Below are 24870 nucleotides of genomic sequence, written 5' to 3'. Positions count from 1 at the left end.
TGCTCGCCACTGGCTAAGTGACAACATTATGCACGGGCAAAATGATGATGAACACGAGGAATCATGACGTGTTGGCTTGCTGGCCAAAAAAACATACTGTAAGTTCAAATCCGAAAAAATTGTCGACTGTCCACCGCGACAGCAATTCCTGCGTTATTTGGAGACTCACATGGCCGTACCTGCAATTCTAAAAGACAACCTGTCGATCCCCGTTATTGGTTCACCACTGTTCATTATTTCGAACCCTGATCTCGTGATCGCACAGTGTAAGGCCGGTGTCATTGGCTCCTTCCCTGCGCTCAATGCCCGTCCCGAGCCCGTGCTGGAAGAGTGGCTGGAGCGCATCACCTCAGAACTTAAAGATCACGACAAGAACAACCCGGACAATAAAGCCGCGCCTTTTGCGGTTAACCAAATTGTTCACGGCTCTAACGCCCGTCTTAAGCACGATATGGACATGTGCGAGAAGTACGAGGTGCCCGTCATCATTACTTCCCTTGGTGCAAAGCAATGGGTGAATGATCAGGTTCACGGCTGGGGTGGCATCGTGCTTCACGACATCATCAACAACCGTTTCGCTAAGAGCGCGGTGAGCAAAGGCGCAGACGGCCTTATTGCGGTAGCGGCCGGTGCAGGTGGCCACGCAGGCCAGCTCTCTCCCTTTGCCCTTATTCAGGAAATCCGTGAATGGTTCGACGGTCCTCTTTTGCTGTCAGGGTCTATGGCCACGGGTGATTCAGTGCTGGCGGCGCAAGCGATGGGCGCCGATATGGGCTACATCGGTTCTGCCTTTATTGCGACCGAAGAAGCCAACGCGGACGAAGGATACAAGCAAGCCATCGTTGACTGTGGCGCCGATGACATCGTTTACAGCAGCCTGTTTACCGGGGTTCATGGCAACTACTTAAAGCCCTCCATCGAGAACGCAGGTCTTGACCCCAACAACCTTCCCGAAAGCGATCCAACTAAGATGGACTTTGGTTCTGGTGGCAACACTGACGCCAAAGCCTGGAAAGATATTTGGGGTTCAGGTCAAGGCATTGGCGCGGTAAAAGCACGTGAAACAGCGGGCGAATACATCGCAACCTTAGTCAACCAATACAACGCCGCCAAAGCACGGATTCTGTAATTATGAGTGACGAACGCGCCAAGATTCCTCGCTCACGGGAGGACGATTACAGTCCTGAGATTATTGCCGAGCGACAAGCATTCATCGAGGCGGAGACCGGTGTAACGCTCAATCACACCAAGCAGTTTTCGTATGATCCGCATGTCATGTCGGGCAACATTGAAAATATCTGGGGCGTCTCGCAGATACCCATTGGTATCGCAGGTCCGCTTTTAGTCGATGGCGAATACGCCAAAGGTGAGTTTTTCGTTCCCATGGCAACCGTGGAAGGCACCATGCTTGCCAGTTACAACCGCGGCATGAAAGTGATTCGCGAGTCAGGCGGCGTAAAGACAACCGTTTCTGCGGAGTCTATGCAGCGCGCACCCCTATTTATTTTCAACGATGCGCGTGAGGCCCGCGACTTCCAAGTATGGCTTCGAGCCAACTTCGAGGTCATAAAGGAGCAGGCAGAGAGCACGACGTCAGTGGGTAAGCTCTTAGAACTTGAGAACTACCATACTCACAACTTCGTGGCCTGCCGGTTTGATTACTCTACTGGCGATGCTGCAGGTCAAAATATGACCAGCCGAGCGACGTTCTTTGCGTGTGAGTGGATTCGTAAGAACTACCCGGGCGCACTCAAGAACTACATGCTCTCGGGCAACTGGGACACAGAAAAGAAAACCTCAGCCGTCAATATGCTCAAGGGGCGAGGCCGTCGTGTGACTGCCGAGGTTACCATTCCTCGTAAGGTCCTGATGGACAACCTCCGTATCACGCCGGAGCAGATGCAATACGGCTATCAAATCACTACGTTGTCCGCGCTAACGACCTCAAGCTCTAATAACGCAAGCCACCCTGCAAACGGTTTGGCCGCACTGTACGCCGCAACCGGACAGGACCTCGCTAACATCGGAGAGTCCAACCAGTGCACTGTGTATCAGCGCATGACGCGTGAAGGCGATCATTACTTCTCCATTACCCTTCCCTCGATCATTATGGCGAGCTATGGCGGCGGGACGAATTTGCCGACGCAACGTGAGTGCCTTGAGATGATGGATTGCTTTGGTAAAGATCGTGCATTGAAGCTCTGTGAAATCGCGGCGGGTCTTGTGGTCGCAGGCGAGCTCTCACTCGCTGCCGCAACCCGGGTCGATAAAGCAACGCGGACCAACGAATGGGTTGATGCGCACGAGCGTCTGGGTAGAAATCGCTAAGTCGCAGAACTGCTCGCTAAGCCGGCCTCGCAAGACGCCGGCTTTTTTGTGGCTATGGGTATGTCTCGCTATGTGGTCCGTCTCTCTTTGTGGTCCCCAAAAAAAGTTGCCGTTGCTTCCAAACAAGCTGTACTAATCACCTGTGCCCTGAGCTAGGCTACGGAAATGGATGTTCTCGCAAAATCACGAGAAATACTCGAGGCGCTTACGACCTTCCCCTATTACATGGTCATGCCCCCCACAAAGGGTCATGCGTCGTGGCAAGAGGCGAGTGCCATTGCTTTCGCGTTGGAGTGCATCGGTTCAATCAGCGGGGAGCTGCCCTCCCGGCTCGGTGCCACTAGGGTTACCGTCAACCCAAAAGCCTCCTCGGTCGAAGACGCCGTTACACGTTACAGCCGGACTACCATCGCGCTCGAGCCCCACACCGACTCCAGTCAACAAAAGAATCCACACTCTATTGTCATCTTTGGCATGTCACGCCCCGATGAATCCGGGGGTGAAACACAGATGGTGGTCATCGATGAGCTGCTACCTTTACTCGATAGCGAGACAGCCGAACTCCTACGACAGCCTATCTGGCCAATGGGTAGGCACCCAAAACCGATTCTAGAGACAGGGTCTGCTAGCGACGAAACTCGCATCAGCTACTACCGGAAACAGTTGGACCGAAGTCTGGAACTCGGTGCCTCATTGTCAGCGCAGCAAATAACCGCCTTGTCGGCTCTCGATGCGGCAATCACTCACCTCTCGGCGCACCGCTCGTTTCGACTCCAAAAGGGTGAAACACTGTTAATCAATAATTGCAAAGTGCTTCACGGTCGCACTGCCTTGGCAGAAGACAGCGATCGTCTGATGATCCGCTATCGATTAAGAACTGACTTCACCTCATGCCATCGCGCCCTGAATGCGGATGGGCTGCCGACAGAACACATCCGACAAAGAGTGATCCAGGGCGCGTCTCGTCTTGAGGAACAGGGGCGCAAAACCCAGGCGCGTATTTTACGCAGCGATGAGAGAGTCAGCTTTGATGCCTTAACAACACCCAGTTCAGTAGCTTCAAGCACTGAGTCGTTAACGCCCGAATCATCGATGACAGACGTCAGGAAAGCATTAAGGGCTAAACAGTTCACCAAAGCTCAATCATTGCTACAGCTAATGGCCCAAAAACCAGACCCGGGTTTCGACGTACCCTACTTTCTCAGTGCGCTCGCCACTCGCGGTAATGAGGACGCTAAAGCCGCGGCCTTGCTAGAGAATGCTGCCGCCGCTCGACCTTTTTTGAAGGCGGGTCGCGAATCCCTCAAACCTGTGGTGTTAAAGGTTCGAGCCTTTGAGGGAACAAAAGTTAAGTTTCGATTCGCAGATGACGGCGCGATAAAAACACGGCTGGTGGGCGGTCAAATATCGACTAAGTACTGGATCGATAAAGCGCGTTTCCACATAACGCTTGGTAATGCGGCCAACCTCGCATTCAGTGGTGCAAACTTGCCGCGTTTTGACGTCTTATTTAACGCGATCAGTGACGTTGACGCCTCACCTAACGCGCTTTTAGGGCTTGAAGGTTTCATCGCCAATCACGGCGTGACCCGGGTGATCAATGAACCCGCTGCGCTGCGTCGCAGCACCCGCGACAATATAGCCAAGCTTGCCAACGCATCGCCCCACCTCAGATCCGGGAGGACAAATCGCTATCTCGGATCGGCCCTCTTTGACGTAGCCAAGCTGGTCAAACAGATCAAGTCGGAATTGACGTTCCCACTTCTAGTTCGATCGGTCGGAACACACACGGGCTCGACATTAAGCAAGTGCGACACTGACACGGCGCTGCGCGAGTCGCTGGAGGGACTCTCCTCGATGAGAGACCTTTACGTGACCGAATTTATTAACGTTGCTAACGAACAGGGTGTATTTCACAAAATTAGGGGCTTTTACATCGATGGGGACCTCTATCCTGTCCACCTACTGCGCGCAAAGCATTGGGAGGTCGGTCGCCGTGGTGATCGCTTGAAGATCATGAGTGAACAAACGTGGATGCAGGAAGACGAGGCAAGCTGCCTTAATGACCTCGCTGCCTACCTTGGCGCCACCCACTACAGCGCATTACTCGCCTTTCTCAGTGACATTGGCCTCGACTTTTGCGGCGTCGACTTCGCTGTCGGCCCTGACGGAAAACTTGTTATTTTTGAGGCGAACCCGGCCATGCGGCACCACTATGACCATGTAAAAACCGCCCCTTACATAAAACCTGCGCATGACAGGGCCAGTGAAGCCTTTAATCAAATGATCAGTGTACGAAGCAAAAAGCGGTGAGCCATCTCACCTAAAAACGTTCATTTAATATCCAAAACCATTACAAACGTCACATTTTTGACACGGTTTATTTGCTTCTATGGCGCAAACAGACACACTCTATACATCTTTTATCAGCGCACACAATCATGACGAGAGATGCTTTAGAGGAAATAAACCAGCAAGGGTTTACGCTACTCGAGCTCATGGTAGTGGTTGCCATCATAGCGATTCTAGCAAGCATCGCGATCCCATCCTTTACGAGCTCTATTGCGCAAGCTCGCCTACGTCTTGTTGTTGAAACTGTTGTCACCGATCTCAGACAAGCTCAGAGGGATGTCCTCGCAACTGGCGCCACGGGTACTGCAACGATCTCGTTTACAACAGGAAATCAATGGTCAGTCGATAAAGATCTTGGGGCTGACGGAACAAATGACCTAACGAGAAGCTATGCGGATTTTGCTGACGGGATTGAGCTGTCGACTACTTTCAGTCCGGCGGAGATGTCTATGTCACAGGATAACCTGCGGCAATTCTCAGACTCTACAGCAGGCAGCATTGCGTTTTGTAATTCAGCGGGAAAGGTCACTATTAGCCACAGCACCACGGGTATCTGGAATGTCGGAACTCTAGATTCGAGTGCCTCATGTTGATAGCGGCAGTGCAAAAAGGCGTGGGTCTCACGGAGCTAATGGTGTCGTTAGCGGTGAGTAGTTTTATTGTCCTTGCCGCAGCCACGCATTACACAATCACCTACCGGACAACCATAAACGCGCAAAATAGTGCGCTTAGAACGGAGCAATTCACAAAAACCGAGTATGTGATCAGTTCTGCGATCAGGGAATCTGGCTATCTGGGCTCACTGTCGAACGTTACGACTCACCTGACGACGACTGGCGGTTACAACAATACATCAGCCCCCACAGCGGAAGCTTATGCCGCTGCTGTCTTTCCAAACACATCACTTAATTGCGTTATTCTCGAGATCGGAACGGCTACAGGCTCAGATCCCTCAGATATAAACGAGGTCTACTATCAATACGGCTTTAGAATTCAGAGTGATATTGTGCAAACCAGCCGAGGAGTTAGTGTGGCTTGTGACAGTGGAACCTGGTCCGACCTCACTGTGTCTGACATTTTAGAGTTTCAGTCACTCAAAGTTACCAAAGACGGTAACGACGCCTTCGTAAATGCAGATTCTCCGACACTGTCGGCGTTGACCGAAGCAGAGTGTTACAACTCAAGCAGGGCAAACAACTGCCTAATCGAACAACTATGGCAACTAGAGCTATGCGCGCTTCCACCTGGTTCTGATGCGGTAGTGTGTGATGACACCACGTCGGCCTATTTCAGCGAAATTTTGGTGACACCCCGCAACCCTCTTTTGACGGGGGCAACGCCATGATAAACCCAGATTCATCCATTAAAAGCGACTTGCAAAGCCGCGATTCCATAACGGTGCCGAAAGCTCCCTCTCGAACGTATGCTCATTATTTTTGCAGAAGAGTAGCAACAAAAGCGACTAGACGCTTGGGTAGTAAAGACGCTGCAAACGGCTGTTCTTCGGGTTACGTTACAACAGCAGTCGTTAGCATACTCGCGATATTATCGCTCTTTGCCACACGAAGCATGATCGTCGCCACGGTGGACAACTTCCGCTCGGCGGGCTACTCACAAGCTCTCACAACTTCGCTCTATGCTGCAGAGGTGGCGCTACAAGACTCGATAACGGAGATGGAAACCCGAAGTGGTCTTGACGCTACCTCAAACTGTTTCGAGGTAATGCTTGATAACGTGGAAATTGATACGGACCTTGAAGCAACTGCAAGTTACCGAGCTAAACCACTAGGGGCCAACACAGTAGGTAGTGAAACGCGATATCTTTACAGAATTTACGCTAGCGCTGCCTATCGTGTAGCCTCCGCTACCGTCTCGCAAATAGTAAGCGTCGAAGTGGATAGCTCGAACACTGTATACCTGTTGCCGGCCACTTGGAGTGATCGACTAGCACCGTGTGCCCTCCCTTAACTGGAGAAAACTGAATGAGTAAACACATGAAGCGGTATTTGAAGTACGTCAGAGGCATGAGTTTGATCGAAACGGTCTTTGCCTCCGCAGCCCTTTCCGTCGTCGTCGTTACGGGTCTGACCGTGGCTTCAGACACGATCAAGTCAAAAGCGAAAGGAGACGCCAGGGTCGCAATGCTATCGGAAAATGTCTCGTCAATAGAGAAGGCTAGACATGACGTATATGCCGATGGGGAGAACTTCAATCTTGCGAATGCAAATAATGATGCCGGCCGTACTATAGATCGTCAGCGACTTCTTGATGCAGATAAGGAAAAACTAGCGGCATTAAAAGCGACCTATGAACAGGACGGAACAAAATTATCTATCAAGACTAGTGGTGACTACGCCATTATGGATGGCACTAACAAGATCGCCTTAAAGACGGCCATTGCGGGGGATCATGAGGCCCTGTCAGTGTTCATGGGCACCGACGACTCAATTCCCGCGTGCACGACGCTACCCTTCGTTGGGAGTAGCAAAAGTAAGTCATGGGGTAGCAAGGGGAAAAATGCTGAGATAAAAATCTATGGGACCGACATGACCTGCCCCAACGACGGGCAATTCGTAGCCACGATATCGACATCTTTTTGCGATTTTGAACGGTCAAAGAGCGGAGCCTCGAAAGCGAAGTGTAAACGCGACAAAATATCTCAGGACACATCCTCTGTCGTTACTTTGAACCCCACTAATATGTACTGCACGGGCAATGGTACCGCTAGCTCCGGGATGTGTTCAGTCACGTTTAATCTTACTGCGAGTGACTACAAACAAAAATTTTATATCCAGCTGACAAACGACGCGAGCTTGTGCACAAGAGGCCCTTCATGGGATAAAAATAGTGGTAGCAGTAACAGCAGAAGTAGTGGCGGCATAAGCAGTAAAAGCTGCAACGGAAGTAGTAGCAATAGCAGTAGCAGTAGTAGCAGTAGTAGTAGCAGTAGTAATAGCAATAGCTAGGTTGTGGGCAAGTATTCGTATCGATCAAGTTGTTTTGAAACATCGACCCTAATCGGCGATCTATACTCAAATCGCGTGGGAGCAAACGGATTGGACAGTGGGCGCGCCGGTGTGTCTACCAACCGATAAAGTCCCCTTGCATTTACTGCGGTGCATATCGCTTCGCGGGATATTGGTTTGCTTTCCTTAGCCCAGTGATCAATGTTCCATGAATTAGGCGGCGCCATGAAAATGCGCGGCAGGCACGCCTGTATGAAATCGTATGATCAAACCTAATTCCCAACCTCACGTACTGACAGGCTTATTTGAGATTCCAAGCTCAATAGGTGTATCCACAGTCCGCGAAGGATACAAAGAAAACCTGTTATTTCTAAAAACTCTTCTAAGACGCGCTGGTAATGCTCTATGGCGTCTACAGACAGAGCCCTTCCATCTAGATCAATCACCTCGTTATCGACAAGACCCTCGAAGTAGTCTAATCCCAAAGCAATTGCTATGAAGAATCCGCCCAAGATCATGTATCGGTGTGTTTCAGGTACCGAGATATTGTTGAATCCCCATAACAATATAAAAAAGGCGCAGAAGAGGAAGACTGGCAATACAAAGACTTGCCAAGAGTAAGTAGATGCGCCCTCCAGCAGGGGTTGGAAAACTGTGAACATACCACTGCTCTCCTCCGTAAGTTCCCTAAAAAAACTGCCCAGACGCTCATGAATTTTTGCGCCATCATCCATCGACAAAAAGATGAAAAAGGCGCTAAAAAACAACCACGGCGCTGCGACATGTCTCTCAACGCGATATCTTTGAATCGCGTATGTAAGAGCACAGGTGAGTGAAATGCAGAATAGAAGAATTGAGGCATACCAATTAGGGATGCTCTCCTCTCTTGTCATATCGAAAACACGATAGAAAACGTAGTAGCCCGTGACGTCGTGAAATGTGAATACGGAATCGCACACGACTAATCCACAGCAAACAAACCACAAATACCAGAACAGCTTTTTTGGCAATAAATACTCGTTTACTTCAAAAGTAAGCATATGCTCCCCCAGTGACTCAAACGAACCCAACTACAAGCGAACACCACGAATAAGGCAAGTAAAGCACTGGTAATCACCAACAAGACTGTGGAGCACAATCCCCAGTGCTGATAACCCCCGTTTCATCAACACAAAAATACAGAGGACTGCTACTACCAGTGCATGGAGCGTCGTTTTCTTGCCCTTCACCGCTCACCGGTGTCGCGCGCATTTCAAAACCTGTAGTGAAGTCTTCACCATCGGGCTTCCTGACGGTAATACGGTAATAGTTGTTTGCGGTGAATTCATCTGCGCCAATCTGGGCTCGCCAGCCATACATGAAATTATTTGCAAAGTATTCTGCCTGCTTCAACTGACCGTCAAACAATGCATTTCTGGCCTCAGCCCTGCGTGACTTCATAACCTGATCGTTAAAAGACGGAATGGCGATAGTCGCCAAGATACCAATGATGGCCACTACGATCATAAGCTCCAAAAGCGTCATGCCATGCTGGCGACTTTTTTTAAAAGCCATTACCTCCCCCTCGGCGCAATATACGGTGGCACTCACGTAAGTGTTCTTCATACTCTCAATGCTTAAATTAGCGACTTTGCACTGAACTGTCATTGATTTCTCTTTTAGTGCGACATTAAATCTCTCGGGGCTTAAACACATCGCACGGTCGCAGACGAAGCCAAATACACGACTTGGACAAAGAAACCTAAGTACTTCGCTACAATCGGATTCAGCCCCCGAGCTCGGTTCTTTGCGTAAGAAGTTAAAATGCTGAACGAGTCCGTCCCTAGTAACGTAGATAGTAAAAACAGCGAGTCTTATTGAATGAAATTACGTGCTTTACTGCTAGGCATACTTCTAACTTCGCCCGTGGCAACTTACGGCGCAGGTGGCAACTCCGTTGTAACAGTGAACCCCCCTATTCCAGCGCCAGATTGGACCCTACCGGCCATTCAAAATGCGAAGGGCAATTTGTCGATGTCGGACTTCCGTGGAAAGATCACGTACGTGGATTTCTGGGCGTCCTGGTGCGGGCCGTGCCGTCTCTCTCTGCCGGCATTAAATGCACTGAATTCGCAGTTTGCCGATGATCCCGTGCAGTTCCTTGCTATTAGTATTGACGTAGTCGAGGAGGACGCCTGGGATTTTCTTAAGCGCTACTCTGTTGACTACCCTGTCGTCATCGATACAGAGGGCGATATTGCACGCACCTTCGCCGTTGATGGTATGCCCTCTGGATACTTACTCGACGGACAGGGTCGTGTCAGAGAGATTCACATTGGTTTTAAGCGCGGTGATGAGCTCAAACTTGCAGAGAGCATAAAACGCTTACTGTCCGATCTGGTGACGTCAGAGGTGGACGAGACCTGAGCAGTTCTCCCCCTTTGCGTTGCGAGCCTTTACAGTTCGCGGCCTGTACACAGGTCTGCGGACATCGAGAGCCTTGCTATGCAATCTGACACTGAGTCATGCAACACCGAGCAGGAAACCCTTTATTACGACGGCGCTTGCCCCTTGTGCGCACGCGAGATGAAACATCTGGCAAAACTGAAGCGAGACAGCCTCGCTCTCGTTGATATTCACGGGATTGAGGTGTCTGAGGGTATGCCAAGTAAAGAAGACCTACTCTTGAACTTACACCTCAAACGAGGTGACAAGTGGGTAGTCGGGGCCGACGCGAACGTTGCGGCCTGGCAGCACACCCGATTTGGTGCACTGTGGGCATGGCTACGCTGGCCCGTTATTCGAAACATTGTCGATCCGGTCTATGCCTTCTGGGCACAACGTCGTTATGAGGGGCTCTACGGAGAACGCCAACGCCCTGCGACGAGTACAGAAAATCAGGCCGCAAAATGATTCTCGGAAAACGTGAGATTGAGGCGCTACCCCGGCGGTACCGCGCGGCGTTAATCAACAGCCTTCCTGGCTACAAACCAGTTGTGCTAGCCGGAACCGCGGATACGAAAGGCCACACAAACCTTTCAGCCATCAACTCGTGTTTTCATGTCGGCGCAGTCCCTGCCCTTCTCGGCATGATCATCCGGCCCGCACCTGAGGGCACTGAACGTCATACACTCGAAAATATTCTTGATACGGGATGGTACACATTCAACGCGTTGACACCCGAGATGACTCAGCGCGGGCATCACACATCAGCGCGATTCCCACGTGAACAGTCAGAGTTTGAAGCCTGTGGTTTTGAGCCCAGCTGGCAGATGCCCATCAAAGCACCTTTTGTGGCGGAGTCACCGCTGCAGATCGGTCTCAAACTAGCAGAACACCAACCTCTGGATATTAATGGGACGCATCTAATCATAGGTGGCGTCGAGAGTGTTCAATTCAGCGACGACGCACTTCGAGACGACGGCTCGGTAGACCTGCACACACTGGGTCTCGTGGCGGCAGTGGGACTGGACGCCTATCATGAGGTGGCTCCAGGGCAACGATATGCGTACGCCAAGGCAGATAGACCACCTGAACTACTGTAAAACGTGGGTTTAAGTTGCCGGACCATATCGATCCAATGAACTTTCTTGGGTACCCTCTTGTCTATAAAAAACAACCGGGGGTAAACCAATGTCAGATGAGCAGCCAGACGCGAAAGTTCAACCAGTCATCTTAGGGATCATCTTCGCCCTGATTCTCGCCACACTGGTGTTTGTTTTGGCGACCGGGGATTACGGCGAGTCGCAACCAATGGAAGACTTTACGGTCATTCAGCCGGTTGAAATTGCAGAGCCCGTCGTCGTGGAAGTAGAGCCAGAGCCAGAATCTGTCCCCGCTTTCGTTCCCGAGCCTGTTGCACCCCCACCCCCACCCCCACCTGCGGTAACAGAGGAGACTGCAGACAGCTTTGCGCGAGAGGTCATCGACACTCTTAATGGCGGCAAAGCACTCAAGCAGTTTGTCGCGGGCGATTACGTTGTTGAACGCAGTGTCGCCATCGTCGATGCCCTGCGTCGTGGCGAGGTGCCGTATAAGCTTTTACCCGTAGGAAAACCGGCGAGCGTATTCCCGACGTTGGAAGATGGCGTGCGAGTGACGATGAACCCTACCGGCTTCACCCGTTACGACGGCTTTGCTAACTGGGTCAATAGCCTAGATGTCGCTGCCATCATGGCGGTGTTCAATGACTATGAGTCATTGGCTACAACGGCTCTGTCGCGCATGGGTGTCAACGACTTTGATATTGGCGGCGCCGCACTTGCTGCGACCACACATATTTTGGCAACGCCCACCCTGCCCGAAAACGCCGAGCTGGTGCGCGACGAAGCGAACTGGGCGTACAAAGACCCTGAGTTGGAGTCGCTCACCCCACTCCAGAAGCAAGTGCTTCGCATGGGGCCCGACAACGCGGAGCTTGTTCAACAAAAAGCGCGCGAACTGCGCGGTGCGCTACTTGGAGACCTACCGTAGCTGCGGACCTCTAAGTCTTCGGTGGCAAGACACCAGCACGAGTTCAACCCGTTCTGTCTAGTTGCAACTAACTCACTCGTCAGACGTGGCTTCAAGAAGATGCATGAAGTGCGACGGCGCGAACCCGCGTGAGCTCATGAAACGCCCACGCTTGGCGCGCTCCTTTTGCTTAAGCTCCCATTCTTCAGGCATTGGCTTTGCACCAAACTTGCGGTCGTAAACGTCCTCCGCCGCGGCAAACCAGTCAACCCCGTCTGGAAACGCATCAACGAGTGCCGCATCAGGATCACAGCCCTTCTGACGCAACTCGTAAGCGACTTTGGAGGGGCCTGCGCCGCGATTTACCAATTGGCGAGCCATCGACGCCGCGTAACGCTGATCACTCAGCAACCCCTCACGAGTCAGCTGGTCCACTGCATCGTGGATGACGACATCACTCTCTAAGCGTTTACCAAACCGTTTTTTAAGCTTGGTAATGATCTCTTGGGAGGAGTGTTCTCGCCTCGCGAGTAAGTCCATACCCGCAAGGCGTACATCCGACGGTTTTACTTCCACGTCGGTGCTTACTCGGCGGTCACTTCTTCGGTCTGCTCAGCAGGTGCATCGGACTCATCAGAGGGGATATTCATAGTCTGACGCCGAATTTCGCCTTCGATCTCAGAGGCAATGGCGGGGTTCTCATCGAGGAACTTCGCTGCGTTCGCCTTTCCTTGACCAATCTTGTCGCCCTTGTAGGCATACCACGCACCCGATTTGTCGACCAGGTTCAGCTTTACGCCCCAGTCGAGCACCTCACCCATATGATAAATGCCGGCGCCGTACATGATCTGGAACTCAGCTTGCTTAAAGGGTGGCGACACCTTGTTCTTGACCACCTTTACCCGCGTCTCGTTCCCTACAATTTCATCGCCATCTTTAATGGCGCCAATGCGGCGAATATCGAGACGTACCGATGAATAGAACTTAAGCGCGTTACCCCCGGTCGTTGTCTCTGGACTGCCGAACATCACACCAATTTTCATGCGAATCTGGTTAATAAAGATCACGAGGCAATTTGTCTGCTTAATCGCTCCCGTTAACTTACGCATAGCCTGACTTAACAGGCGAGCTTGCAGACCCACATGCGAATCACCCATGTCGCCTTCAATTTCAGCCTTTGGAGTTAGCGCGGCAACTGAGTCAACCACTAGGACATCAACAGCACCCGAGCGCACCAGCATTTCAGCGACCTCCAGGGCCTGCTCGCCGGTATCAGGCTGAGACATGATGAGATCGTCCATTTGCACGCCTAACTTCTCTGCGTACTGCGGATCGAGCGCGTGCTCCGCGTCAACAAAGGCCGCCGTACCCCCAAGCTTTTGCGCTTCGGCAATGACTTGTAGGGTTAAGGTTGTTTTTCCCGAGGACTCTGGGCCGTAGACCTCAACAATTCGGCCTCGGGGAAGACCGCCGATACCGAGCGCAATATCCAAACCCAACGAGCCGGTTGAGATGGCGGGAATCGCCACCTGCTCGTAGTCACCCATGCGCATGACTGTACCTTTACCAAACTGACGCTCAATTTGGGCCAGTGCTGCGTCCAACGCTTTTTGCTTATTAGGATCCATGAGTTTCTCCCTTTGGCACACTTCGATGCCGCTTAACGAATACTGTATATATAATCAGTGTTTTATTTCCTGAATGCAAACGAGTTTAGAGGTAAACGAAGAAAAAAAAACATCATTGCCTAACACCTGTCGTCAAAGGCGACAGACAATGCGCTGCACACAGCAGCGAGAGGGGGAAATTGATTTGGAAGCGAACCCTATTTAGGCCAGCGTGCGGTCAATCATCGCCAAAAATACCCACCACCTTCTCTCCCGACGCATTGATGCTGGCGCGGTACATACCCGGTGTATTAAAGGTGAGCGCCACATTCCCTTTGGCGTCGACGGCGATAATTCCCCCGTCCCCACCCGCCTTGACGAGCGTTTTATTGACCACCTCGTCAGCGGCTTGGCTCAAGGATTCACCGGCAAGCTCCATCCGCGCGCACACGTCGCGAGCTACCGTATGTCGAATAAAGTACTCACCATGACCCGTTGCAGAAACCGCACAGGAGGCGTTATTTGCATAGGTACCTGCGCCGATCACAGGGGCGTCACCAATGCGCCCCCAACGTTTGCCTGTCATACCACCGGTGGAGGTACCAGCAACCAAGTTACCCATAGTGTCAAGGACGGCAACGCCAACCGTTCCAAACTTGTAATCGGGTTTGGGCGACAGGCCCGCCTGCCGTGCCCGCTTGTAGGCCTCAAGCGCCTTTTGGCGACGCTCGGTGTCAAAGTAGTCCTCTGGCACCCCTTCAAACCCTTGTTCCGCAGCAAACTGTTCAGCACCGCGAGATGCCAACATGACATGAGGAGACCGCTCCATGACAGCGCGCGCAAGGGCGATCGGAGACTTAACGGTCGTCACGCCCGCAACGGCTCCCGCATCCAACTCAGCGCCATGCATGATCGATGCATCGAGCTCATGATGCCCCTCCCATGTGTAGACCGCACCACGCCCTGCATTGAAGAGCGGAGAGTCCTCCATGCGCTGGATAATATTCACAACAACATCAAGGCCCACCGCGCCCGCTTTCAGCTGGCGATGTCCCTCAACAATCGCCTCGTCTAAGAAGCGGGAATACGCCATTGCCTGCTCTGGTGTCATTCGCGCGCGCTCGATCGTCCCCGCACCGCCGTGCAGTGCTATCGCAACGGGCGGCTCTTCAGCGCTTATGGGCGAGGTGAAGAACGTCAGCAGTAAAAAAAATAGCCGGCCCCTCATGCGCCGTCATTCCGGAATACTGAGCCCGCCTTCATTACAAAACTGGGACGCTCCAACACCCCCACGTCTTCGAGAGGGTTACTATCAAATGCCACGATATCAGCATGAAAACCGGGAGCGATCTGTCCCAGCTCGTCCTCTACCCTAAGAAGCTTCGCGGCGTTAACAGTCGCCGCCTGAATGGTTTCCATGACCGGCATACCCGCTTCTGCCATGAAGCGAAACTCTCTCCCGTTTGAACCGTGTGGAGAGACACCCGCGTCGGTACCAAAGGCTATTTTCACACCGGCTTTATAGGCCTCGCCGAAGGTGTCCTGAATCAAAGGGCCAATGGCTGCAGCTTTGGGCCTGACGACAGCTGGAAGCTTGTCATCGAGCTCGGCCAGATCACCCACCCATTTTCCGGCCGAAATTGTAGGGACGTACCAAGTGCCCTGCTTACGCATAAGACGCATTGCTTCCTCGTCCATGTACGTGCCGTGCTCTACAGAGTCGACGCCGGCTCGAATCGCTCGTTTCATACCCGTCGCGCCATGGGCGTGAACTGCCACGACAAAATCATAGTCTTTCGCGGCGCTGACAACCGCCTGCAATTCCTCGTCCGTGAATTGTGGGTTATCACCGCTCTTTGCTAACGAGAGCACACCGCCGGTCACGGTCAACTTTACGACATCGCTCCCGTCCTTATAGCGCTGACGCACTGCTTTATAGGCGTCGTCAGGGCCATTGATAACGCCCTGCTTGGGGCCGGGGTCACCACGCAAATCCGCGCGTATGCCATTAGTCGGGTCAGCATGGCCTCCCGTGGTGGCCATGGCCTTACCCGCGGCAAAAATGCGCGGACCGTCAACGAGCCCTTTTGCAATCGCATCTCTTAATGCAAAGATCGCTTGGATATCGCCCGCACCCAAATCGCGCACCGTTGTAAACCCTGCATCCAAAGTTCGCTTAGCGAAAACGCTCGAGCGCAATGCAATATCAGCCGAATTCATGAAAAATTCTTCCGAGTAACTTGCGGGCGGGTTGAGCTCGCCGTCTAGATGCACATGCATGTCCATGAATCCAGGAGACACATAGGACGCGCTAAGGTCGATCACCTCGTTGCCCTGGGATTCAATAAAACCCGATTGCACCGACGTAACACGCCCAGATTCGATAATCACAGATTGCTTCTCAAGCAACTTGCCGCTCTCGGTATCGAACAGGTGTCCGGCGTGAATAATGGTTGCAGCTGATGTGAAAGGTGCGACGAAAATACCGCAGATAAATAGGCTTCTTTTAAGCATGACCTACCCCAGGGTGACTGTAATTTCAGCGACAATAACGGTAAACGAACAAGATAACCAGATCCGCCCAGGCCTGAGATTTTTGAACCCACCAGCGTGCAAGAAACCCCACCGATATTGCTTGACGGGATTTAAAGCGAGCGCCTTTTGACCTATCCTCTCGCTTTGAATTTTTAGCCTATAGGCATCCATGTCCTCATCACCCGACACAAGCCAACACACACCGATGATGCGTCAGTTTTTGGCCATCAAAGCGGCGCATCCTGATGAACTCCTGTTTTACAGGATGGGTGACTTTTACGAGCTCTTCTATAAGGACGCTGAGATAGCTGCGCCGGTATTGGATATCACGCTGACATCTCGTGGAAAGTCAGCAGGGGAACCGATCCCAATGGCGGGTGTGCCGTTTCACGCAGCGGAGAGTTACCTTGCCCGATTAGTCAGAGCCGGTTTCTCGGTCGCTATCGCTGAGCAAATCGGCGACCCCGCTGAGTCAAAAGGCCCCGTAGAGCGAAAAGTTGTTCGAATCGTCACCCCCGGGACCTTGACCGATGAGTCGTTACTCGATGCCAGTGGCGACTCACTGATTGTCTCCGTCTTCAGACAGCAAATGGACTGCGGTGTCGCGTGGATGGACGTGAGCAGTGGCCGTTTTTTGGTCTCGGAAATGTCGGGAGAAGAAGCGCTCGCCGCAGAGCTGCAGCGGCTCGCTCCTGCCGAGGTACTGGTGTCCGAAGATGCGACCCTACCCTCGCTGGGTGATCATGTGGCAATCCGTCGGCTCGCAGCGTGGCAGTTTGACGAGGAAGCCGCTCGACGTGCGCTCAACCAGCAGTTTCAGACCCGTGATTTAAGCGGTTTTGGTTGTGAAGACTTGGTGCTGGCCATTTCAGCGGCTGGCGCTTTGCTGGACTACGTAAAAGATACTCAGCGCAACGAACTGCCTCACTTGGCCGCAATTCGCCACGAGCGCCAAAGCGAAGCCGTGGTGTTGGACGCGGCGACACGTCGTAACCTTGAAATTGATAAAAATATCCACGGCAATGAGGACAACACACTCTTTTCGGTCTACAACGCCACGGTAACGGCAATGGGTACACGCCACCTTAAAAGGTGGTTGCATCGTCCCGTTCGCCTGCGCGAAGAGTTAGAAGCGCGTCTTGACGCCGTAGAGCAGCTCAAAAGTAACTATGGCTACGAGGCAATACGCCAGCAACTCAAGCCTATTGCCGATATGGAGCGCATTCTCGCGCGGGTGGCGCTTCGCTCTGCTCGCCCGCGGGATCTAACACGCCTGCGCGACAGCTTATGGGCACTGCCCACCTTGGTATCAGCCGTTCCAGCAGGCTCTGAGCGGCTGAATGCGCTCGTAGCGGATATCAGTGATTATCCTGCTCTTTGTGAGCTGCTGAGCAAAGCGCTAGTGGAGGCCCCCCCCGTGGTCATTCGCGATGGTGGTGTGCTCGCTCAGGGCTATGATGAGGAGCTAGATGAGTTGCGCGGTATCAGCGAGAACGCCGGTGAATACCTCGTTGATATCGAGCGCAGAGAGCGAGAGGCTACGGGGCTTTCCACACTCAAGGTCGGCTATAACCGGGTCCACGGTTATTACATTGAGATTAGTCGCCAACAGTCTGATCTCGCACCCGATACCTACCAGCGTCGCCAGACACTTAAAAACGTCGAGCGCTTCATAACGCCTGAACTGAAGCTGTTTGAGGACAAAGCACTATCGAGCCGCAGTCGAGCACTCGCTCGGGAGAAACACCTCTACGATGCGCTTGTCGAGCGCGTCGCAGATGACCTTCTCGCTCTCCAAAAAACGTCCAACGCTTTGTGCGACCTCGACGTACTCGCTTGCTTTGCCGAGCGTGCAGATGCGCTGACGCTGAATAGGCCAACCTTTAGTGACGCGGTGCAACTCGATATTACGGGCGGTCGTCATCCGGTCGTTGAGCAAGTCAGTGACAGGCCGTTTATCGCCAACAACACCTTGCTCAATGATGCTCGGCGAATGTTATTGATAACGGGCCCCAACATGGGCGGTAAGTCGACCTACATGCGGCAAAATGCGCTGATTACCTTGCTGGCCCACTGCGGTGCATTCGTGCCTGCACAAAGCGCCACCCTATCGTTAGTCGACCGCATCTTTACCCGAATTGGGTCGTCCGACGATCTCGCCAGTGGCCTCTCGACGTTTATGGTTGAAATGACCGAGACGGCGAACATTCTTCACAATGCGACAGATCGCAGCCTGGTGCTTATGGACGAGGTCGGTCGCGGCACAAGCACCTTCGATGGGCTGAGCATTGCTTGGGCGGCCGCCGTCGCACTGGCCGAGCGAGTTCGCGCTCTTACCTTTTTTGCGACACACTACTTCGAGCTCACCGCACTACCCGATGACTACGTCGCCATGGCGAATGTGCATCTGGATGCTACAGAGCACGAGGACCACGTTGTGTTCATGCACCATATTCAAGAGGGACCGGCGAATCGCAGTTTTGGGTTAGAAGTTGCTAAACTAGCAGGTGTGCCAAATGGCGTACTGCTGCACGCGCGGCAAAAACTTGCGGAGCTGGAAAATCAACAGGTTCTTTCGCCCGGTGAAACCACGGGCGGACAAGCAGATCTGTTCGTCGCACCGGTGCATAAAAGCCCCGCTCTTGATGTGTTATCCGATATTGATCCAGATCAAATGACACCAAAAGAAGCGCTTGACGCGCTTTATATGCTGAAAACTTTACTAGACACTTAGATCGACTTATTATTTTGACACTCACCGCACTAAATTACGTAAAAAAGCGGGTATTGGGGGAAGTATTATGACATTCGTCGTTGGCGAAGATTGCATTAAATGTAAGCACACTGATTGCGTAGAAGTGTGCCCGGTAGACTGTTTTTACGAGGGACCTAACTTTCTCGTCATTCATCCGGATGAGTGTATTGACTGCGCTCTTTGTGAGCCTGAATGCCCTATTGACGCGATCTTCTCGGAAGATGAACTACCCGCCGATCAAGAGAACTTCCTTGAGCTCAATGCTGAGCTAGCTGAGGTTTGGCCGAACATCACTGAAAAGAAAGACGCGCCTGCCGATGCCGCCGAATGGGAAGGCAAACCCGGCAAGCTGGCATTACTCGAACGCTAGACACCGACACCGCAACGACCTTGTTGTCTCCCTATGCGCGGAGGCCTGATTTTCTCCACCAGTGCCGCTCGTTTATTCGGTGGTAGCTTTCGCCTGACGCGCAGTCCTCACCCAAGGGCATTCATCTTCGGTGCGATGTGAGCGTGTGATGCTGCAGGGGCAGTCTAACTGGCTGACTGTCAAAAAGACTGAGTCCATTCCATTCAGGCAATGTGCTGAAAACTCAACGCTTAGGCAGCAGTGTTAACGGGTCCACGGGCTTACCCTGCCTGCGAAGCTCGAAATGGAGCTTTACCGAATTTGTGCCGCTACTACCCATCGTGGCGATTTGCTGTCCGGCGTTCACTACACTTCCCTCAGACACCAATAAGCGTTCATTGTGTCCGTACGCGCTTAAATACGTGTCGTTATGTTTTACGATGATGAGCGATCCATACCCTGTAACACCTGCGCCGGCATAGACAACCTTGCCGGCGGCAGCGCTTGTCACGGGGTCTCCCCGCTTACCCGCGATATCAATACCCTTATGAACGTTGGCTGCGAACGTTCGAATAACCTTTCCCCGAGAAGGCCAGCGCCAGCGTGACACAGGTCGGCTTGGTTCAACCGACTTTGAAGCTGATTTTTTTTGCGGTTTTGACGCAGTTCTTGCAACCGATTTGGTTTTGGGCGTAGCCGCTGAGGCCGGTTTTGACACCGCCTTTGTGGCAGTCCCTTTTGAGGTCGAGCTCTTAGACTTAGGCTTAGAGGACTGAGTGCCGCTGTTGGATTGCGCTGAAGCGCTTCCCCGCGCTCTGGACTGGCCAGAAGCCACGACGACGGGTTCTGATGTTGCTAAGACTTGTCCAACACTGATGGTATACGGTGACTTGATGCCATTTCGCGCAGCCAACTGGCGAAAGTCAATTCCGAGTCTAAATGCGATGGCATAGAGCGTATCGCCACGTTTGACGGTGTAAGGCTCCCCAACAGAGAGCTTTGGACCGTATTCCGGTTTCAGCGATTTTGCACCACTGGAGGAGGCGCGGCTTGAGGCGGCATCCTGATTCGCCTCCCACGGTTTTAGATCACGCGGTGCGGTTCCGGCGCAACCGACCAATAAGGTCAGTAACAGGAGCATCGAGATGTGCTGGGAGTAACGCATGGCGCCAGTGACCCTCAATCCGCCCTTTGGTTCTCAGATAAGGACATGAGTAACCGTACCGCAACTACACCGACGATGAAGCCACCAATACACATTAGCAACATCGAGTCCCCTACCTGCTGTGCATAATAGGTGGGACTCACGGGAAGTGTCTGCACGGCTCTTATATCTCCGTGGCGGTCAACGACGCTGCTCACTGTGATTTGCCACGGCCATAAGATAACCAGTGAACCCAGTAAGAAGCCGAATAGGGTTGCCATGGTGGCTTTTTCAGCTACCGCTAGCAGACGATGTAGTAGCTTTGAAAAGAATATCAGTCCCACACCACAACCCAGCGCGAAGAGCGCGAGTGTGACGAGCTCTAGATTAACGACGGCGGCAATAATGGGTTGATACACACCCATCAATAACAGCAAAAAGCTCCCCGATATACCGGGTAAAATCATGGCACTGATCGCGATACTTCCGGCAAAGAATATACCCAGGGGCGTTAAGGGCATTTGAATGGCTTGGGTTAAACCCACAGATACCGCGACGGCGACACCAATGGTAAAGAAAGACCAATCTCTAAGGCTCCACGAGCGGTAGTTTTGCTTAACGAGCGACAGCGCGCTTGCCAACACGAGGCCAGAAAATGTAGCCCACAAAGGCAACGGGTAGTGCAGTAACAGCCAGTTCAATATAGCGGCAAAACCGACGATGGCCGTTCCGATACCTGCTGCCAATAAGAGCAAGAAGTTACCGTCGATCGCTTTGTATGCTTCAGCTATTCTCCCCCGCAGCACCAGTGAAAGCATATCGATTCCAACACTTGCAATAGCGGAAATAAGACGCCCATAAATTCCTGTGATGAGCGCGACGGTGCCACCTGACACACCGGGCACAAGGTCGGCCGCACCCATGGCAATGCCGCGCAAATAGACGCCAAGTCCCGAGAGCTTCATCGTTGAACCCCCTCCAGCATCGGAACAAAAAATACATCCTCAACGACCGTTTGCTCGAATCCATCGTCTGTAAGCGTCACCTGAATCAGTTTTTGCGAACTGCCGCCGACGGGTAACAATAAGACACCCCCTGGCGCGAGCTGGCTTAGCAAATTTTCAGGAAGCGTCTCCGGTGCCGCAGCGCCAAGAATGACATCAAAAGGCGCAAATTCGGCCCATCCCTCGAAGCCGTCACCGTGTTTACAGCGCACATTTCTCGCCTTTAAGGCCCTCAGTCTCTGGCGGGCCTTATCGAGAAGCGGCTTGATCCGCTCAATGGAGAACACCTCCAACGCGACACGCGCTAAAACCGCACTTTGGTAGCCCGATCCCGTGCCCAACTCGAGCACCCTTTTGGGCTTGCCGTTTTGCAACGCAAGCTCCGTCATTCTCGCCACGATATACGGCTGGCTTAACGTCTGATTAAAACCGATAGGCAGTGCCGTGTCCTCGTAAGCGCGGTGTGCCAGTGCCTCATCGACGAAAAGGTGCCGGGGGGTCTCCCCCATCGCATCAAGAACGCTTTCATCTGAAATACCCTGACTGCGCAGTCGATCAATTAATCGCATACGGGTGCGCTGTGAGGTCATGCCGATACCGCGAATATCTGTCACGTGCGCTCGGTCTCTTTTATTAGAGCTACCGCATGAACCGCGATGCCCTCCTCTCGCCCTGCAAACCCCAGCTTTTCGGTGGTTGTTGCTTTGACATTGCAGTTCGAATCATCCGTTTTTAAGTCTGACGCGATATTCATGCGCATCGCCGCAATATGGTCAGCAAGCTTAGGTCTCTGCGCAACAATCGTGATGTCAACGTTGCCGATCTCATATCCCCGGTCTCCCATTTGCGCCACAACGCGACGTAACAAAATACGACTGTCGACACCTTTCAGCGCCGGGTCATCATCGGGGAAGTGATGGCCAATATCGCCCAATGCCAGTGCACCGAGCAGTGCATCGCTTAATGCATGGAGTACAACGTCGCCGTCAGAATGGGCTAAGAGCCCTGCCGAGTGCGGGATCTTAACACCGCCTAGGACAATGAAATCGCCTTCGCCAAACGCATGGACATCGTATCCATGCCCAATCCTCATGCTAAGACTCATACCTTTGACTCCTCGTTTAATCGACGAAGGATAATCTCCGCAAACTCAAGATCAGCAGGCAGGGTTACTTTGATATTGGTTGACGGCCCTTCAAGTATAGAGACCGGGTAACCGGCTCGCTCCATTGCCATCGACTCATCGGTTATCGCTATGTCATTCGCCAATGCCTCTGACAGAGCAGCGCTGAGCTCGCCAAGTTTAAACATCTGCGGGGTTTGTGCACGCCAGATCGCTTTCCGATCGAGTGTTTCAACCACTCGATTATCATCGGAAATACGTTTCAGCGTATCGACCGATGCTTGAGCCATTACAGCCCCGACGTTCTCCGACACGCAAGCGGTGATAAGCGAGTGCAATAGCGCGACTGATACGCAGGGTCGTGCTGCGTCATGAACAAGAACCCAGTCCTGCTCACTCGCCTCCAGAGAAACCGCTTGCAACCCCGCCAACACGGAATCCGCTCTCTCTGCCCCGCCCGCTGCAGTTGATACGCGTGGATCGGAGAGACTGGGAATGGCGTCTGCACGACGATCGCTGGGGTCGAGAACGACCATAACACCCCTGATATCGGGGCAGGCTAGCAAGGCGCGAAGCGTGTGCTCAAGGATCGGCACGCCATTAAGTTTGAGATACTGCTTGGGCACCTCAGCCGCCATCCGTCGCCCGCTTCCCGCAGCCGGAACAACAGCCCATACACTACTCACGGCGATTTCTCTCCGCTCTTATCGTCAACGAAGAGGATAAATTCTTCTCCTTCTCGCACCAAACCAAGGTCCTCCCGAGCGACCGCCTCTAGCATTTCATCGCCTTCCTGAAGCTCAATGACGCGATCCGCCAACGCCTCATTCCTCTGCCTAAGACTCTGGTTCTCTTTGCTGTCACTCGCCACTTGAGATTCAAGCGATCGACGCTCACTAATACCACCGTCACCCAACCACAACTGATACTGCAGGAGGGCTAAGAGCCCCAGCAGCACAAGTAGCAAGGCGCGTGGCACTTAGGCGCCTCGCTCCAACTCAGCCCGACCACGGTAAGGGGCCGTCATACCGAGTTCGGCTTCGATACGAAGTAATCGATTGTACTTAGCGACTCGGTCAGATCGGCACAATGAGCCCGTCTTAATTTGACCTGCCCCGGTACCGACGGCCAGATCAGCGATAGTCGCGTCCTCTGTCTCGCCACTGCGATGCGATATGACCGCTGTAAATCCGGCGTCTTGCGCCATCTTTATCGCATCCAACGTCTCGCTAAGCGAACCTATCTGATTGAACTTAATAAGAATTGAATTACCAATATTTTCGTCAATGCCGCGCTTGAGGATCCGAGTATTCGTCACGAATAAATCGTCACCAACGAGTTGTACCTTATCCCCTAGTTTGCGAGTGAGATAAGCCCACCCAGCCCAATCCGACTCATCAAGACCATCTTCAATCGAGACAATGGGATGGGAAGCTGCCAAGTCCGAAAGGTAATCGGCAAAGCCTTCACTGGAGAAGGAGCGACCTTCTCCAGATAGATGATATTCGCCCTCTCGGTAAAATTCCGAGGCCGCACAGTCAAGGGCTAAGGTAATGTCATTGCCCAATGAATAACCGGCTTTCGAGACCGCCTCAGCAATGATTTCTAGCGCGGCTGCATTGGAGGGCAAATCAGGTGCAAATCCCCCCTCATCTCCGACCGACGTTGCTAAACCGCGTGAACTCAACACTTTCTTCAAATGATGAAAAATTTCGGCTCCGATTCTCAGCGCTTCGGCAAATGACTTCGCACCAACGGGCTGGATCATAAACTCCTGAATATCGACGTTATTGTCCGCGTGCTCCCCGCCATTGAGGATATTCATCATCGGCACCGGCATGGTGAGCTGAGTCGTACCAGCGAGGTTGGCAATGTGTTGATAAAGCGGCGTCTTAGAGGACTGTGCAGCTGCTCGAGCCGTTGCTAATGAGACCGCCAGCACGGCATTTGCGCCAAACTTGGCCTTATTCTCAGTGCCATCGGCTTCGATCATTCTTGTGTCGACGCCTCGCTGATCCATAGCATCGTGCCCAAGCAAACAGTCTCGAATAGGGCCATTGACGTTGGCAACAGCGTTCAAAACGCCTTTGCCCAAATAGCGCGCAACATCCCCATCTCGAAGCTCGAGCGCCTCGCGCGAGCCCGTGCTCGCGCCAGATGGCGCATAGGCAGTACCAACGGTGTCATCGTCAAGTGTGACTTCAGCCATGACGGTGGGATTCCCGCGGGAATCCATAACTTCAAAAGCGCGGATATCTACAATTTCGCTCACTCGT

Annotated in this window: 26 protein-coding genes; 13 read left to right on the top strand and 13 right to left on the bottom strand. The window is 52.7% G+C overall.

All coding sequences use genetic code 11. The annotated features are described in order from the left end of the window. Positions 1–169: 169 nt before the first annotated feature. The 7 genes from E0F26_RS07915 (at position 170) to E0F26_RS07885 (ending at position 7646) form a co-directional block, all read left to right on the top strand. Complete coding sequence (locus E0F26_RS07915; RefSeq protein ID WP_279241128.1) at positions 170–1129, top strand: NAD(P)H-dependent flavin oxidoreductase; 960 nt, start codon at positions 170–172, stop codon at positions 1127–1129. 2 nt (positions 1130–1131) lie between these two features. Further along, positions 1132–2328: a hydroxymethylglutaryl-CoA reductase gene (locus E0F26_RS07910; RefSeq protein WP_279241127.1), complete on the top strand. Its 1197-nt coding sequence runs from the start codon at positions 1132–1134 to the stop codon at positions 2326–2328. 165 nt (positions 2329–2493) lie between these two features. Continuing rightward, the gene (locus E0F26_RS07905) at positions 2494–4641 is read left to right on the top strand and encodes a TauD/TfdA family dioxygenase (protein ID WP_279241126.1); all 2148 of its coding nucleotides are present in this window, start codon (positions 2494–2496) and stop codon (positions 4639–4641) included. A gap of 128 nt (positions 4642–4769) precedes the next feature. Continuing rightward, entirely contained in the window at positions 4770–5273 is a 504-nt protein-coding gene (locus E0F26_RS07900) for a pilus assembly FimT family protein (RefSeq protein ID WP_279241125.1), read from the top strand. Then, positions 5267–6025: a PilW family protein gene (locus tag E0F26_RS07895; protein WP_279241124.1), complete on the top strand. Its 759-nt coding sequence runs from the start codon at positions 5267–5269 to the stop codon at positions 6023–6025. Before E0F26_RS07900 ends, E0F26_RS07895 begins: the two co-directional genes overlap by 7 nt. Positions 6026–6150: 125 nt before the next feature. Further along, complete coding sequence (locus E0F26_RS07890) at positions 6151–6648, top strand: hypothetical protein (protein ID WP_279241123.1); 498 nt, start codon at positions 6151–6153, stop codon at positions 6646–6648. Positions 6649–6662: 14 nt separating this feature from the next. Beyond that, a complete protein-coding gene (locus E0F26_RS07885) occupies positions 6663–7646 on the top strand; it encodes a hypothetical protein (RefSeq protein WP_279241122.1) in 984 nt (327 codons plus the stop codon). A gap of 272 nt (positions 7647–7918) precedes the next feature. On the opposite strand, the gene E0F26_RS07880 is transcribed toward E0F26_RS07885, so the two are convergent. Then, positions 7919–8686 carry a hypothetical protein gene (locus E0F26_RS07880; protein WP_279241121.1) on the bottom strand — a complete coding sequence of 256 codons (768 nt, stop codon included), beginning with the start codon at positions 8684–8686 and terminating at the stop codon, positions 7919–7921. Between the two features lie 73 nt (positions 8687–8759). Continuing rightward, positions 8760–9200, bottom strand: coding sequence for a type IV pilin protein (locus E0F26_RS07875; protein WP_279241120.1), 441 nt, complete (start codon positions 9198–9200; stop codon positions 8760–8762). 306 nt (positions 9201–9506) lie between these two features. Here E0F26_RS07875 and E0F26_RS07870 point away from each other — a divergent pair, with 306 nt between their 5' ends. The 4 genes from E0F26_RS07870 (at position 9507) to E0F26_RS07855 (ending at position 12098) form a co-directional block, all read left to right on the top strand. Beyond that, positions 9507–10052 (top strand): TlpA family protein disulfide reductase, encoded by a 546-nt coding sequence (locus tag E0F26_RS07870; RefSeq protein WP_279241119.1) that lies wholly within the window; start codon positions 9507–9509, stop codon positions 10050–10052. A gap of 78 nt (positions 10053–10130) precedes the next feature. Then, entirely contained in the window at positions 10131–10538 is a 408-nt protein-coding gene (locus E0F26_RS07865; protein WP_279241118.1) for a thiol-disulfide oxidoreductase DCC family protein, read from the top strand. After that, the gene (locus E0F26_RS07860; protein ID WP_279241117.1) at positions 10535–11170 is read left to right on the top strand and encodes a flavin reductase family protein; all 636 of its coding nucleotides are present in this window, start codon (positions 10535–10537) and stop codon (positions 11168–11170) included. Before E0F26_RS07865 ends, E0F26_RS07860 begins: the two co-directional genes overlap by 4 nt. 88 nt (positions 11171–11258) lie before the next feature. Continuing rightward, positions 11259–12098, top strand: coding sequence for a DUF3014 domain-containing protein (locus E0F26_RS07855; RefSeq protein WP_279241116.1), 840 nt, complete (start codon positions 11259–11261; stop codon positions 12096–12098). Positions 12099–12170: 72 nt separating this feature from the next. On the opposite strand, the gene E0F26_RS07850 is transcribed toward E0F26_RS07855, so the two are convergent. The 4 genes from E0F26_RS07850 to E0F26_RS07835 all read right to left on the bottom strand — a co-directional run bounded on the left by E0F26_RS07850 (position 12171) and on the right by E0F26_RS07835 (position 16198). Next, complete coding sequence (locus E0F26_RS07850) at positions 12171–12653, bottom strand: regulatory protein RecX (protein ID WP_279241115.1); 483 nt, start codon at positions 12651–12653, stop codon at positions 12171–12173. 8 nt (positions 12654–12661) lie between these two features. Then, on the bottom strand, positions 12662–13705 hold the full coding sequence (recA, locus tag E0F26_RS07845) for a recombinase RecA (protein ID WP_279241114.1): 1044 nt from the start codon (positions 13703–13705) through the stop codon (positions 12662–12664). A gap of 217 nt (positions 13706–13922) precedes the next feature. Next, on the bottom strand, positions 13923–14912 hold the full coding sequence (locus E0F26_RS07840; protein ID WP_279241113.1) for an isoaspartyl peptidase/L-asparaginase family protein: 990 nt from the start codon (positions 14910–14912) through the stop codon (positions 13923–13925). Then, positions 14909–16198 carry a metal-dependent hydrolase family protein gene (locus E0F26_RS07835; RefSeq protein ID WP_279241112.1) on the bottom strand — a complete coding sequence of 430 codons (1290 nt, stop codon included), beginning with the start codon at positions 16196–16198 and terminating at the stop codon, positions 14909–14911. Before E0F26_RS07835 ends, E0F26_RS07840 begins: the two co-directional genes overlap by 4 nt. Positions 16199–16388: 190 nt before the next feature. Here E0F26_RS07835 and mutS point away from each other — a divergent pair, with 190 nt between their 5' ends. Further along, complete coding sequence (gene mutS / locus E0F26_RS07830) at positions 16389–18953, top strand: DNA mismatch repair protein MutS (RefSeq protein ID WP_420887684.1); 2565 nt, start codon at positions 16389–16391, stop codon at positions 18951–18953. Positions 18954–19020: 67 nt separating this feature from the next. Next, positions 19021–19344 carry a ferredoxin FdxA gene (gene fdxA / locus E0F26_RS07825; RefSeq protein WP_279241111.1) on the top strand — a complete coding sequence of 108 codons (324 nt, stop codon included), beginning with the start codon at positions 19021–19023 and terminating at the stop codon, positions 19342–19344. Between the two features lie 223 nt (positions 19345–19567). On the opposite strand, the gene E0F26_RS07820 is transcribed toward fdxA, so the two are convergent. From E0F26_RS07820 to eno, 7 genes are read right to left on the bottom strand one after another with little or no spacing between them, the layout of a single operon-like run. After that, entirely contained in the window at positions 19568–20488 is a 921-nt protein-coding gene (locus E0F26_RS07820; protein WP_279241110.1) for a peptidoglycan DD-metalloendopeptidase family protein, read from the bottom strand. A 14-nt stretch (positions 20489–20502) separates the two neighbouring features. Then, complete coding sequence (locus E0F26_RS07815; RefSeq protein WP_279241109.1) at positions 20503–21432, bottom strand: DUF368 domain-containing protein; 930 nt, start codon at positions 21430–21432, stop codon at positions 20503–20505. Next, positions 21429–22061 (bottom strand): protein-L-isoaspartate(D-aspartate) O-methyltransferase, encoded by a 633-nt coding sequence (locus tag E0F26_RS07810; RefSeq protein ID WP_279243208.1) that lies wholly within the window; start codon positions 22059–22061, stop codon positions 21429–21431. The genes E0F26_RS07815 and E0F26_RS07810 overlap by 4 nt, the downstream gene beginning before the upstream one ends. A gap of 20 nt (positions 22062–22081) precedes the next feature. Continuing rightward, the gene (gene ispF, locus E0F26_RS07805; RefSeq protein ID WP_279241108.1) at positions 22082–22576 is read right to left on the bottom strand and encodes a 2-C-methyl-D-erythritol 2,4-cyclodiphosphate synthase; all 495 of its coding nucleotides are present in this window, start codon (positions 22574–22576) and stop codon (positions 22082–22084) included. Then, positions 22573–23280, bottom strand: coding sequence for a 2-C-methyl-D-erythritol 4-phosphate cytidylyltransferase (gene ispD, locus E0F26_RS07800; RefSeq protein ID WP_279241107.1), 708 nt, complete (start codon positions 23278–23280; stop codon positions 22573–22575). The genes ispF and ispD overlap by 4 nt, the downstream gene beginning before the upstream one ends. Next, positions 23277–23573, bottom strand: a complete 297-nt coding sequence (locus E0F26_RS07795) for an FtsB family cell division protein (protein WP_279241106.1) — start codon at positions 23571–23573, stop codon at positions 23277–23279. The genes ispD and E0F26_RS07795 overlap by 4 nt, the downstream gene beginning before the upstream one ends. Continuing rightward, entirely contained in the window at positions 23574–24866 is a 1293-nt protein-coding gene (gene eno, locus E0F26_RS07790; protein WP_279241105.1) for a phosphopyruvate hydratase, read from the bottom strand. Positions 24867–24870: the final 4 nt, after the last annotated feature.

The sequence above is a fragment of the Candidatus Paraluminiphilus aquimaris genome (assembly GCF_026230195.1).
In the GTDB taxonomy this organism is placed as follows: domain Bacteria; phylum Pseudomonadota; class Gammaproteobacteria; order Pseudomonadales; family Halieaceae; genus Luminiphilus; species Luminiphilus aquimaris.
Note: the sequence above shows the minus strand (reverse complement) of the source record. Positions and strands in the feature narration are given on the sequence as shown.